At 73.0% G+C, this 12,719-nt stretch carries 10 protein-coding genes; 5 read left to right on the top strand and 5 right to left on the bottom strand.

The genetic code is table 11. The annotated features are described in order from the left end of the window. The first annotated feature begins 130 nt into the window (after positions 1–130). The 4 genes from AB0E85_RS16200 to AB0E85_RS16215 all read left to right on the top strand — a co-directional run bounded on the left by AB0E85_RS16200 (position 131) and on the right by AB0E85_RS16215 (position 4,552). The gene (locus AB0E85_RS16200) at positions 131–2,674 is read left to right on the top strand and encodes an ATP-binding protein (protein WP_361926969.1); all 2,544 of its coding nucleotides are present in this window, start codon (positions 131–133) and stop codon (positions 2,672–2,674) included. Then, on the top strand, positions 2,671–3,354 hold the full coding sequence (locus tag AB0E85_RS16205; RefSeq protein ID WP_361926971.1) for a response regulator: 684 nt from the start codon (positions 2,671–2,673) through the stop codon (positions 3,352–3,354). The genes AB0E85_RS16200 and AB0E85_RS16205 overlap by 4 nt, the downstream gene beginning before the upstream one ends. Positions 3,355–3,418: 64 nt before the next feature. Then, entirely contained in the window at positions 3,419–3,817 is a 399-nt protein-coding gene (locus tag AB0E85_RS16210; RefSeq protein WP_361926973.1) for an OB-fold nucleic acid binding domain-containing protein, read from the top strand. A 3-nt stretch (positions 3,818–3,820) separates the two neighbouring features. Continuing rightward, positions 3,821–4,552, top strand: coding sequence for a DUF3159 domain-containing protein (locus AB0E85_RS16215; protein ID WP_161361303.1), 732 nt, complete (start codon positions 3,821–3,823; stop codon positions 4,550–4,552). A gap of 76 nt (positions 4,553–4,628) precedes the next feature. On the opposite strand, the gene AB0E85_RS16220 is transcribed toward AB0E85_RS16215, so the two are convergent. The 5 genes from AB0E85_RS16220 to AB0E85_RS16240 all read right to left on the bottom strand — a co-directional run bounded on the left by AB0E85_RS16220 (position 4,629) and on the right by AB0E85_RS16240 (position 11,519). Further along, a complete protein-coding gene (locus tag AB0E85_RS16220; protein ID WP_107459969.1) occupies positions 4,629–5,303 on the bottom strand; it encodes a TrkA family potassium uptake protein in 675 nt (224 codons plus the stop codon). Then, on the bottom strand, positions 5,303–5,974 hold the full coding sequence (locus tag AB0E85_RS16225; protein ID WP_033308364.1) for a TrkA family potassium uptake protein: 672 nt from the start codon (positions 5,972–5,974) through the stop codon (positions 5,303–5,305). Before AB0E85_RS16225 ends, AB0E85_RS16220 begins: the two co-directional genes overlap by 1 nt. A 300-nt stretch (positions 5,975–6,274) precedes the next feature. Continuing rightward, entirely contained in the window at positions 6,275–7,498 is a 1,224-nt protein-coding gene (locus tag AB0E85_RS16230) for a transposase (RefSeq protein ID WP_361926978.1), read from the bottom strand. Positions 7,499–8,118: 620 nt separating this feature from the next. Further along, positions 8,119–9,537 carry a 3-carboxy-cis,cis-muconate cycloisomerase gene (gene pcaB / locus AB0E85_RS16235; protein WP_361926980.1) on the bottom strand — a complete coding sequence of 473 codons (1,419 nt, stop codon included), beginning with the start codon at positions 9,535–9,537 and terminating at the stop codon, positions 8,119–8,121. Next, the gene (locus AB0E85_RS16240) at positions 9,534–11,519 is read right to left on the bottom strand and encodes an FAD/NAD(P)-binding protein (RefSeq protein WP_361926982.1); all 1,986 of its coding nucleotides are present in this window, start codon (positions 11,517–11,519) and stop codon (positions 9,534–9,536) included. Before AB0E85_RS16240 ends, pcaB begins: the two co-directional genes overlap by 4 nt. Positions 11,520–11,708: 189 nt before the next feature. On the opposite strand from AB0E85_RS16240, the gene AB0E85_RS16245 reads away from it, so the two are divergent. After that, positions 11,709–12,686: an NADPH:quinone reductase gene (locus AB0E85_RS16245; protein WP_361926985.1), complete on the top strand. Its 978-nt coding sequence runs from the start codon at positions 11,709–11,711 to the stop codon at positions 12,684–12,686. Positions 12,687–12,719: the final 33 nt, after the last annotated feature.

Below are 12,719 nucleotides of genomic sequence, written 5' to 3' on the forward strand. Positions count from 1 at the left end.
CCCGGCGGGCCGGTCGCGTCAGGGTTCCGTCAAAGTGCGCCCCGGAGCGTGCCCGGCGCCCGGATACCCCGGCTTCCGGCCGTAGGGTCGACGCTGCGCAGTCGGCAGACCACCGGAAGACAATGAGGCCATGGCACGCGGCAAGCTTCGGATCCACCTCGGTGCGGCACCGGGCGTCGGCAAGACGTACGCGATGCTGGCCGAGGCGCACCGCCGCGTCGAGCGGGGGACCGACTGCGTGGTGGCCTTCGTCGAGCACCACGGACGGCCCCGCACCGAAGTGCTGCTGCACGGCCTGGAGCAGGTGCCGCGCCGGGAACTGGCGTACCGCGGCGGCGCCTTTCCCGAGATGGACCTCGACGCCGTCCTCGCCCGCCGTCCCCGGGTCGCCCTGGTGGACGAACTCGCCCACACCAACATCCCCGGCTCCCGCAACGCCAAGCGCTGGCAGGACGTGGAGGAACTGCTCGCGGCCGGGATCGACGTGATCTCGACCGTCAACATCCAGCACCTGGAGTCCCTCGGCGACGTCGTCGAGTCGATCACCGGGGTGCGGCAGCAGGAGACCGTGCCGGACGAGGTGGTACGCCGGGCCGACCAGGTCGAGCTGGTCGACATGACGCCCCAGGCGCTGCGGCGGCGGATGGCGCACGGCAACATCTACCGGCCCGACAAGATCGACGCCGCCCTGTCGAACCACTTCCGCCCCGGCAACCTGACCGCCCTGCGCGAACTGGCGCTGCTGTGGGTGGCCGACCGGGCCGACGCCTACCTCACGCAGTACCGCAGCGAGCACCGGGTGTCGAAGATCTGGGGCTCGCGCGAGCGGATCGTGGTCGGCCTGACCGGTGGCCCCGAGGGCCGCACGCTCATCCGCCGGGGCGCCCGGCTGGCCGAGAAGGGCGCCGGAGGCGAGGTGCTGGCCGTCTACATAGCCCGCAGCGATGGGCTGACCTCCGCCTCGCCGAAGGAGCTGGCGCTCCAGCGCACTCTGGTCGAGGACCTTGGCGGAACGTTCCACCATGTCGTCGGCGACGACATACCGGCTGCGCTGCTCGCCTTCGCCCGCGGCGTCAACGCCACCCAGATCGTGCTGGGCTCCTCGCGCCGCAAGACCTGGCAGTACGTCTTCGGGCCCGGCGTCGGAGCGACGGTCGCCCGCGACTCCGGACCCGACCTCGACGTGCACATCGTCACCCACGACGAGGTCGCCAGGGGCCGTGGGCTGCCGGTCGCCCGGGGCGCGCGGCTCGGACGCTCCCGGCGGGTGTGGGGCTGGATCACCGGTGTCGCCGGACCACCGTTGCTCGCCGCGCTGCTCAACGCCGTCGACCTCGGCCTCGCCAACGACATGCTGCTGTTCCTGGCGCTGACGGTGGCGGCGGCCCTGCTCGGCGGACTGCTGCCCGCCCTGGCCTCGGCGGCGGTGGGATCCATGCTGCTGAACTACTTCTACACACCGCCCCTGCACCGCTGGACCATCGCCGACCCGAAGGACATCGTCGCCATCGTGATCTTCGTCGCGGTCGGTGTGGCGGTGGCCTCCGTCGTCGACCTCGCCGCCCGCCGGACGCATCAGGCGGCCCGGCTGCGCGCCGAGTCCGAGATCCTGTCCTTCCTCGCCGGCAACGTGCTGCGCGGCGAGACCGGCCTGGAGGACCTGCTGGAACGGGTCCGGGAGACCTTCGGCATGGAGTCGGCGGCACTGCTGGAACGGGCGAGCGACGTCGAGCCCTGGACCTGCGCCGGCCGCGTCGGCCGGGGACACCCGGTCGACCGGCCCGATCAGGCGGACGTGGACATGCCCGTCGGCGACCACATGGCCCTGGCCCTCACCGGCCGCGTGCTGCCGGCCGAGGACCGCCGGGTGCTGGCCGCCTTCGCCGCCCAGGCCGCCGTCGTCCTGGACCGCCGCCGGCTCCGGGAGGAGGCCGACCGGGCCCGCACGCTCGCCGAGGGCAACCGCATCCGTACGGCCCTGCTGGCCGCCGTCAGCCACGATCTGCGCACCCCGCTCGCGGGGATCAAGGCGGCGGTGACCTCCCTGCGCTCCGAGGACGTCGAGTGGTCCGAGGAGGACCGGGCCGAACTGCTGGCGGGCATCGAGGAGGGCGCCGACCGGCTCGACCACCTCGTCGGCAACCTGCTCGACATGTCCCGGCTCCAGACGGGCACCGTCACCCCGCTGATCCGTGAGATCGACCTCGACGAGGTGGTGCCGATGGCGCTCGGCGGCGTGCCCGACGGCAGTGCCTGCCTGGACGTGCCCGAGACGCTGCCCATGGTCGCCGTCGACCCCGGGCTGCTGGAACGGGCGATGGCCAACCTCGTGGAGAACGCCGTCAAGTACAGTCCGCCGGGCGCGCCCGTGCTGGTCGCCGGCAGCGCGCTCGCCGACCGGGTCGAGGTGCGGGTCGTCGACCGGGGGCCGGGCGTGCCCGACGAGGCCAAGGAGCGCATCTTCGAGCCCTTCCAGCGCCACGGCGACGCACCGCGCGGCGCGGGCGTGGGCCTGGGCCTGGCGGTGGCACGCGGCTTCGCCGAGGCCATGGGCGGCACCCTGGACGCGGAGGACACCCCCGGCGGCGGGCTCACCATGGTCCTCACCCTCCGCGCGGCGGGAACCCGCCCGGAGCACCACCGAGCGGCAGAACCGGAAAGGCAGGCCACATGACCCGCGTCCTCGTGGTCGACGACGAGCCGCAGATCGTGCGCGCCCTCGTGATCAACCTGAAGGCACGCGCGTACGAGGTCGACACGGCCCACGACGGCGCCACCGCCCTGCGCCTCGCCGCCGCCCGCCACCCCCACGTGGTCGTCCTCGACCTCGGGCTGCCCGACATGGACGGCGTCGAGGTGATCAGGGGCCTGCGCGGCTGGACCCGGGTTCCGATCCTGGTGCTGTCCGCCCGGCACACCTCCGACGAGAAGGTCGAGGCGCTGGACGCGGGCGCCGACGACTACGTCACCAAACCCTTCGGCATGGACGAGCTGCTGGCCCGGCTGCGGGCCGCCGTACGCCGGGCCGAACCGGCCGGCGACGGCCCGGGCGACGTGATCGTCGACACCGGCGGGTTCACCGTCGACCTGGCAGCGAAGAAGGTCAACCGGGCCGGCAAGGACGTACGGCTGACCCCCACGGAGTGGCACCTGCTGGAGGTCCTCGTGCGCAACAGCGGACGCCTGGTCGGGCAGAAGCAGCTGCTCCAGGAGGTGTGGGGGCCGTCGTACGGGACGGAGACGAACTATCTGCGCGTGTACATGGCGCAGTTGCGGCGGAAGCTGGAAGCGGACCCCTCGCACCCGAAGCACTTCGTCACCGAGCCGGGGATGGGCTACCGCTTCGAGAAGTGAGGGGAGTCGCGCCCGGCAAACAGGCTCCTCGCCCTTCGTCAGCGGGCCCCGGTACGCTTCAGATATGAGTGCTGTCCCTCGTTCCGAAAAGCCGGCGGGCCGTTTCCGGCGCATGCTCGACCGGCTCTCCTCGTCGCAGGAGGACCTGGAGTCCGAGGAACTGCGCGAAGACAGCGAGACGGCCGGCTGCATCCGGATCGGAGACTGCCAGGACCGCCAGATAGTGACGGTTACTGGTACCTTGCGCACGGTCACCCTTCGGCCGCGTGCGGGAGTCCCGGCCCTGGAGGCCGAGCTGTTCGACGGCTCCGCCGCGCTGGACGTGGTCTGGCTCGGCAGGCGCTCCATCGTGGGGATAGAGCCGGGACGCAGACTGATCGCGTCGGGCCGGGTCTCGATGAGCCGGGGCCGCCGGGTGCTGTTCAATCCCAAGTACGAACTGAGACCCCTCGGACGGGAGTAGCCGGTGACGTCGCTCGACAAGCCGACCGAAGAGACATCTGCGGACGACGCCCGGGCGGTGACCGAGGCCGCCCTGTTCGAGGCGTTCGGCGGCGTGCGGGGCATGGTGGAGACGGTGCTGCCCGGCCTCCTCTTCGTCACCATCTACACGATCAACAAGGACCTGCACCTCTCGGCGATCGCGGCGCTGGCCGTGTCGCTGGTGCTGGTCGTGGTCCGGCTGGTGATGAAGGACACCGTCAAGCACGCCTTCAGCGGTGTCTTCGGCGTGGCCTTCGGCGTCGTCTTCGCGATGATGACCGGCAACGCCAAGGACTTCTACCTGCCCGGCATGCTCTACACGCTGGGGCTGGGCCTGGCCTACATCATCACCACGCTCTGCGGGGTGCCGCTGATCGGGCTGATCCTCGGCCCGGTCTTCAAGGAGAACCTCTCCTGGCGCACGCGCAACCCCGGCCGCAAGAAGGCCTACGCGAAGGCCAGCTACGCGTGGGGAGCGATCCTGCTCGCCAAGTGCGCGATCCTCTTCCCGCTGTACTGGTGGGCCGACACCACCCAGCTGGGCTGGGTCCTGGTCGCCCTGAAGATCCCGCCGTTCCTGCTCGCGGTGTACCTGACGTGGGTGTTCCTCGCGAAGGCGCCCGCGCCCATCGACGTGTTCGCCGAGATGGAGGCCGAGGAGAAGGCGGCCGAGGAACGCGAGCGGCAGGCTGCCGCCCGGTCCGCGGAGCAGTAGCCTCCGGCGCTGACGGAAACGGAAGGGGGCGTCCCGAGCACTCGGGACGCCCCCTTCCGCTCATTCGAAAGACGGCTCAGCTCGCCGCGGTCCGCCGCACCGACAGCAGGTCCTCCAGCTGCTCCTCACGGGCCTGCGCCGCCACGAAGAGGAGTTCGTCGCCGGCCTCCAGCGAGTCCTCCCGCGAGGGCGTCAGCACGCGGTTGCCGCGGATGATCGTCACCAGGGACGTGTCCTGCGGCCACTCCACGTCGCCGACCTGCGTACCGGCCAGGGCCGACTCCTCCGGCAGGGTCAGCTCGACCAGGTTGGCGTCGCCGTGGCTGAAGCGGAGCAGGCGGACGAGGTCGCCCACGCTCACCGCCTCCTCGACCAGGGCCGACATCAGACGCGGGGTGGAGACGGCCACGTCGACGCCCCAGGACTCGTTGAACAGCCACTCGTTCTTGGGGTTGTTCACGCGGGCGACGACGCGCGGGACGCCGTACTCCGTCTTGGCGAGGAGCGAGACGACCAGGTTCACCTTGTCGTCGCCGGTCGCGGCGATCACGACGTTGCAGCGCTGGAGCGCCGCCTCGTCCAGGGAGGTGATCTCACAGGCGTCGGCGAGCAGCCACTCGGCCTGCGGGACGCGTTCGACCGAGATGGCGGTCGGTGCCTTGTCGATCAGCAGGACCTCGTGGCCGTTCTCCAGCAGTTCGCCCGCGATCGAGCGGCCGACGGCGCCGGCTCCGGCAATGGCGACCCTCATCAGTGACCGCCCTCCTCTTCGGGACCCTTGGCGAACGCCGCCTCGACCTTGTCGACCTCGTCGGTGCGCATCATCACGTGCACCAGATCGCCCTCCTGCAACACCGTCTGCGACGTGGGCAGGACCGCCTCGCCGAGCCGGGTCAGGAACGCGACGCGCACGCCCGTCTCCTCCTGGATGCGGCTGATCTTGTGGCCGACCCAGGCGGTGGAGGTGTGCACCTCGGCGAGCTGGACCCCACCGGTGGGGTCGCGCCACAGCGGCTCCGCGCCCGAGGGGAGCAGCCGGCGCAGCATCTGGTCGGCCGTCCAGCGGACGGTCGCGACGGTGGGGATGCCCAGGCGCTGGTAGACCTCCGCTCGGCGGGGGTCGTAGATGCGGGCGGCGACGTTCTCGATGCCGAACATCTCGCGGGCCACGCGAGCGGCGATGATGTTGGAGTTGTCACCGCTGGAGACGGCGGCGAAGGCGCCGGCCTCCTCGATGCCCGCCTCGCGCAGGGTGTCCTGGTCGAAGCCGACTCCCGTGACGCGGCGGCCGCCGAACCCGGAGCCCAGCCGGCGGAAGGCGGTGGGGTCCTGGTCGACCACGGCGACCGTGTGCCCCTGTTGCTCCAGGTTCTGGGCCAGCGCGGAACCCACCCTTCCGCAACCCATGATGACGATGTGCATGGCCTCACACCACGCTTCCCGCAGACCTTCCGGCCTGCGTCAGTGTTCTGCTCATGTCTCTCTCTCGGCTCGCCGGGCAGCACTTCGCGGCCTTCTGTGCGGGCCGCCAGGCACCATCATGCCGGGGAACGCCGGGTGTGATCCCCTTCGGTGTCCACCCGCCCGGCCGATCGCCTGTGTCCAACGTATCGGCAAGGCCGGCGGAGCCCACCAGGACCCTCGGGTGCGTGCGGGCCGAGGTCCGGTGGGCGTCGCCGAACGGCGTGTGCACCGGCCGCCTCGTGCGGACGCGGGCGGCGGCTATGCCACCAGTCTGCGCTCCGCCAGTTCCGTGGCCGCGTGCGCGACGGACGCGAGGGTGGCGTGGCGGTGCCAGCCGGCGAAGGAACGGCCGACGAAGTCCCGGATGCCCACGCGCTCGGCGCGCGGCACACCGCGGCCCTCCACGCGCCGGCTGTGCCCCACGAGCCGCAGCAGGGCAGCCGGATCGGCCGCCCGCACATCGGTCAGCCACAGCTCCTCGGGCCAGCGGGATCCGCCGCGGCCGACCGCGAGCAGCAGGAACTCCGGACGGCCCCGGCCGCGGTGGGCAGGGTCGAGCACGGTCGGGAGGCGGACCCGCACCGCGGCGACGAGTTCCATGGCGCCCGGTGCGCCCGTGGGGAACACCGCCACACGTCTGCGGCCCGCCTTGGCCAGGTGGGCGATCTGGCTCGCCTGCAACGGGCTCTCCCCCCAGCCGGGCAGTGCGGGGTCGTCGGGCAGCAGCCAGGTGTCGCCGGCGATCCGGGAGATGTGGTTCAGGCCCGCGGCGCTGAGCCTGGAGCTGATCCTGATGGCGTCCAGCCGCTCGGCGTTGAGGGTCACCGGGCAGTGCGGCAGGCGCAGACGCGACACCGTCTCCAGATAGGCGCTCACCATCGAGTCCTCGGGTGTCGCCGGACCCGGTCCCTCCGGGGCGGACGGAGCCCGGCTGTCCCGGGGAGCGCCCCGGGCCCCCTCCGGCGGCAGGTGGATCCACCAGTTGAGCGGACTCGCCGTGCGCGCGGACACTCCCCAGACGCCTATCACCTGCTGAGCGGTGACGGCTTGGCCGCGCTCCCACGAGAAGGTCCGGGCGACACCGACGGAGTGGGGCCCGGACTTCGGTATGACCATGAGATGCAGCACGCATGCCTGGAGCGGCAGGTGATGGACCAGGTAGCGGCCGAGGGTCTCGCGCATGGGAGCCCACTCCCAGGTCGAGTCGTTGATGAAGTGGTGCAGGCCCTGGTCGTTGACCTGATCCCCGAGGAAGGACGCGATATTCCTTATCGATTTCCGTCCGGTGGCTCCCAGCAAACCCCGCAGATACATCATCCCTTTACGCCGTTGATCGGCCCGCGGAAGTGACGAGAAAACGATGGGAGATAATTCGGCCACCGTCCTGTCGAGGGCTGCTCTGCGCATTGCGTCCGGGTCGGGCCGGTCCGCGAACGGGTGCCGGATCCGGGTGTCGTCGGGTACACCGCTCATCATGGTCATACCGGTCTCCTCGCTGGGTGTGGTGGCAGCGGGCGGCTTTTCGCCTCGCGTGGCGGGCATGCGTCCGGCCGGGGCGGGTGCCCCGCCGCGCGACGGCCGTGCGGGGCGTGCCGCCCACCCCGCGACGCGCATGCGGAGCCGCAGAGGGCGCGGTGGCACGTGCCATCACCGCACGGCATGGGAAGGGGGTCGGAGTGGCGGGCGACGGCCAGCGTGCCGGTGCACGGCTGCGGGAGCCGGGCCGCACGGCGCAGCAGGGCGCGTCGGTCCACGGGGATGAGGGGCACCCGGCCGCGTGCTCGCGGCGAACCCCTGGGTGTCAGGGCGAAAGGGAACGGCGCAGAGCTCCCGAACAGATCACAGCGCCGGTGGCCGCTGGCTCAGTAGGTCCTTCTTGGAGCGGCGGCGCACATCGTGAGGCGGTTTCTCCGTGTCACGCATGGACCATCCATCACGTCCCCCTTTTTCGAGCACCCATGAACTGGGGTCGAAGTGCCACCGATATTTCAAGTGGCTTTTTTGCCCCTCAGTGGTCTCGGACTTTCTGAATTCAAGCCCAGGGCCCCCGCGCCGCGCAAGGTCGTCGAGGGGTCAGCTCGTCATGAGCAAGGTCAGGTTGGTCAGCGCTGTCCGTCAGCGGTCAGGACCGGTCCCGCGTCCTCCCGCAGGGACCGCTCCACCAGCTCGGCGGCGGCGCCCACATAGGCACCCGGATCGCACAGCTGCGCGATCTGGGCCGGTGTGATCCGACCCGCGAGCTCGGGTTCCTCACCGAGTTGCTCGGCCAGCGGCCTGCCGAGCCGGTCCGACGCCTCGGCGGCCCGTGCCAGAACCTCACGCGCGGTGCCCTTGCCCACGAGCGGAGCGAGGAAGGCCGCGAGGCGTTCGGAGACGATCCGCCCGCCGGTGAGCCGGAGACCGGCGCTCATCCGCTCCGGCCGCACCACCAGGCCCTCGGCCAGCTCCACCGCCGTGTGGGCGGCGCCCCCGGCCAGGCGCAGGCACTCACGCAACGGCTGCCACTCCGCATGCCACACCCCGGCCGACCGCTCGTCCTCCGTGACCAGGCACTGCGTGAGCACGGCGGCCAGCGCCGGCACCTGGAGCGCGGCGCTGCGGATCAGCGTCGCCAGCACCGGATTGCGCTTCTGCGGCATGGCGGAGGAACTGCCGCGCCCGGGAGGACCCGGCTCGACGACCTCACCGACTTCGGTCCGGGTCAGCGACAGTACGTCGACCGCCACCTTGCCGAGGGCACCGGTGGTGTGTGCCAGGGCGGCGCCGAGATCGGCCACCGGCGTCCGCAGGCAGTGCCAGGGCAGGACGGGCGCGCGCAGGCCCGTCTCGGCCGCGAACGCCGCCAGGAGACGTCCGGCGTCGGCGCCGTGCTCGACATACCCGGCCAGGGTCCCCGCGGCCCCGCCCAGGGAGACGGGCAGGGCCGCGAGCACTCCGGCCACGCGGGCGTCCGCGTCGAGCACCAGTCCGCGCCAGCCGGCGGCCTTCAGCCCGAAGGTGGTGGGAACGGCGTGCAGCGCCAGGGTGCGGCCCGGGAGCACGGTGTCGCGGTGCTCGCGTGCGAGCACCGCGAACGCGCCCGCGACCCGCGCGAGGTCCGTGCGCAGCAGGCCCAGCGCGTCCCGGGCGACGAGCATCGCGGCGGTGTCGAAGATGTCCTGACTGGTCGACCCCAGGTGCACGTACTCGGCCGCTGCGGGGTCCAGGGCGGCCACGGCCCGGGTCAACTCCCGGACCAGCGCGACCACCGGGTTGGCGCTCTCCCGCGCGTCCACGGCCAGGGCCCGCAGATCCAGCCGGTCGGCCCGCGCGGCCCGCCGGACGACCTCCGCCGCCGACGGCGGCACGACCCCGATCGCCGCCTGAGCGCGCGCCAGCGCGGCCTCCGCGTCCAGCATCGCCTGGAGCCACGCGTGGTCGGACACGGCCCGCTCGACGGGTGCGCCGGCGCGGACCGGGGACAGCAGACCGGCGTCCGTCGTGTGCGCCCCGGCGCCGCCCTGTGGGGGAGAGGCGGTCATACCGTCACCTCGACCGGGGTGTGCTCGGCGGCCTCGTCCGGGTGCGCCCGGCTGGAGCCCAGGGCGAGCACCGCGTGGGCGATCGCGTCGGCGTCGGCGATGGTCACCGAGTCGACCCCCGGCCGGATCCCCGCCGCCGTCACCCAGTGGACCGCCTCGGTCGGCACGCCGTAGGCGAAGCGCCGCGGGTGGGCCCGCCCGTGGGCGTCGACCAGGCGGTAGGGCCGTGGCGTCACCGCCAGGCCGCCGGTCTCGTACGTGTCGCCTTCCCCGGCGGGGACGCGGTAGGCGGTGCAGGCCTCGGTGCTCAGCAGGTGCCGCAGCAACGGATCGGCGGTACGCCGCAGGTCGGACACCGGCAGCCGCGCCTCGATGAGGGTCCGCGCCCGCACGGTGGGTCCCGGAACGGTGTCGGAGCCGGCGACGAACGAACCGCTCCCCGTGTCGATCCGGATCCGGGTGCCCGGCCCGGTGAGGTGCAGGACCCCCGCTTCGATCAGCGCGATCATCTCCTGCGTGCGCCGGGGTGGGGGACCGATGGAGAGGAACGCGTTGAGCGGGGTGTACCAGCGCTCCAGTTCGTCGCGGTGCGACGCTCCGTCCAGCCCACCGTGGTCGACCGCGAGCCGCACTTCGTTGCGCAGGTCCCGCAGTACGTCCAGGGCGGCTTTGAGCGGACCGCTCACGTTGCCCTGCCGTGCGTGCCGGACGTCGTCGCGCAGCCAGCCGAGCAGCCACGCCCGGAAGGCGTCACGGTCAGCGAAGGTCCGCTGCCCCGCTGGGTCGGCGACCGCCTCCCAGTCCCAGCGGTCTCCGGCCGGGACGCCGAAGGCGGTCAGCACGGCGTCGCACCCGGCGGGATCCGCGCACGCCAGGTACCGCTCGGCGAACTCCGCCCGCACGGTGTCCCCCCGGCGGCCCGCCAGCAGCGTCTCGTAGTAGACGGTCTCCACCTCGCGGGCGATGAGCGGCCACAGGTCCTTCGTGAAGGACAGCGGCGGGCCGCCCGCCGCGGCCCGCCGGCGCAGGGCCGACACCCGCTCGGCGGTGAGCAGACGCGGCAGGTGACGGCCGTGCGCGCCCTTCTCGTTCGCGCCGCGGGAATGGAACGGCACCCCTCGCCGTGAACTGGCGTACAGCACCGGTTCGTCGCCGCCGGGGCGGTACACCAGCCCGTCGCCGGCGGACTCGAACCGGCCGCCCCGGCCGAGGGTGAACAGCGCCATGTAGTCGAAGAAGCACAGCCCCAGGCCGCGCAGCAGCACCGGCTGCCCGGCCGGGACGCCGTCCAGGTCCGCGTCGGCCGGGTTGCCGGGCGGCAGGTAGGTCAGGTGGTGGATCCGGGACAGGCTCGCCGTGCGTTCCTCCTGCGGTGACGGCCGGGTGGGCACGTGTCCCTGGGCCAGGACGATGCCGTCCAGACGGTTCAGCCGCGTACCGTCCGCCAGCCGGACCCCCTGCGGCCCGCCCGGGAATCCGTGGGTGTCGGCCATGGCCACGGCACGCGAGCGGTGCACCCGGATCCGGACGTGGCCGGGGGCGCCGGCCAGGACGCGACGGAAACAGTCGGCGTAGTACTGGCCGCACAGGGCGCGGGACGGGTAGCAGTCCGGTCCCAGCGAACGTGCCTCGGCCAGTGTCGCGGCGTCGGGCACCGGGCCCTCGGCCCCGTCCCGGGCGGACCGGCCGGAGAGCGACACCGCCCACTCGTACAGGCTGGGCCCCGGCTCGACGGGCCCGTCGATGCGGGATGCCGCGTCGGAGTAGACGGTGATCTGGGAAGCGACGGTGTTGGCGAGCAGGAACCGCGACTGGCCGGTGCGCCACACGGCACCCGCGCCGGGCGGTGAGTCGTCGACGACGTGGATGAGCACCCGTGGGTGCGACGGCCGCGCCCGCTCGTGCGCGCACAGCCGCTCCAGCACCGCCAGTCCCCGCGGGCCGGCACCGATGACCGCGATCTCGTGCGCTGTCCTGTTCAAGCCGAGCACCCCTTCTCCACTCCGGACGCTCCGATCGTCGGACGGGGGCCTCGCGCGGGCAACGGCGGTTCCGACAGTCCGTCAGGTGCGGCTGTGGAAAGCGGCGGATCCGGCCCGAAGTTGACACACTCCGTGGCCGGTCGGCCGGGAAGCCGGCCGGGCCGGGGTCCCGCGGGGCAAGAGTTCGGTATGCGTGCTGCCTATATCGACGAGTTCGGCCCTGCGCACTCCATACGCTTCGGCGTGCTGCCCGACCCCCGGCCGGGCACGCACGAGGTGCTGGTGGACGTCGAGATGACGACCGCCAACCACGTCGACACCTTCATCCGCGCCGGTGCGGTACGCACCGCCGTGGAGTTCCCCTTCGTCGTCGGCCGCGATCTGGTCGGCCGGGTCGCCGCCCTGGGGACGGGGGTGACGGGCTTCGGGGTGGGCGACCGGGTGTGGTGCAACAGCCTCGGCCACGACGGCCGGCAGGGCGCGGCGGCCGAGCGCGCGGTGGTGCCGGCCGAGCGGCTCTACCGGCTCCCGGACGGCGTCGCCCCCGAGACCGCGGTGACCCAGCTGCATCCCGCGGCCACGGCCTACCTGGGCCTGGTGACCCACGGGGGACTGCGTGCGGGGGCGACCGTGGTCGTGATCGGGGCCGCCGGCAACGTCGGCTCCGCCATGGTGACCGTCGCGGCCCGGGCGGGGGCCCGTGTCGTCGCCGTGGCCCACGAACGCGACGCCGCCCACTGCCGCGCCCTGGGCGCCCACACCGTGGTCGACCGCAGGGGCGCCGACCTCGGGACGCGGCTGGCCCGGGCCTGCCCCGACGGTGTCGACCTCTACGCGGACGCCGCGGGCGTCAACGACCTGTCCACCGCGGTGGATCTGCTCGCCTGGCGGGGCCGGATCGTCCTGCTCGCCGGGCTGCGCACCACACCGGTGCTGCCGGCCGGGCCGCTCTACGTGCGGGACCGCTCCGTCGTCGGCTTCGCCATCACCGGGGCCCCCGCCGCCGAACTCGCCGAAGCGGCGCGCTGCGTCAACGACCTGCTGGCGGAGGGCCGCCTGCGGCCCCGGGAGGTGCGCGTCCTGCCGCTCAGTGCCACCGCCGAGGTCCACCGCATGCTGGAGGCGAACCGACTGCACGGCCGGCGGGTGGCGTTGGCCACGGCCTGAGAGGCCGGGTACCGGAAGCCGGGGGCGGGCGGG

The sequence above is a fragment of the Streptomyces sp. NPDC029044 genome, assembly GCF_040637495.1.
Taxonomy (GTDB): Bacteria; Actinomycetota; Actinomycetes; order Streptomycetales; family Streptomycetaceae; genus Streptomyces.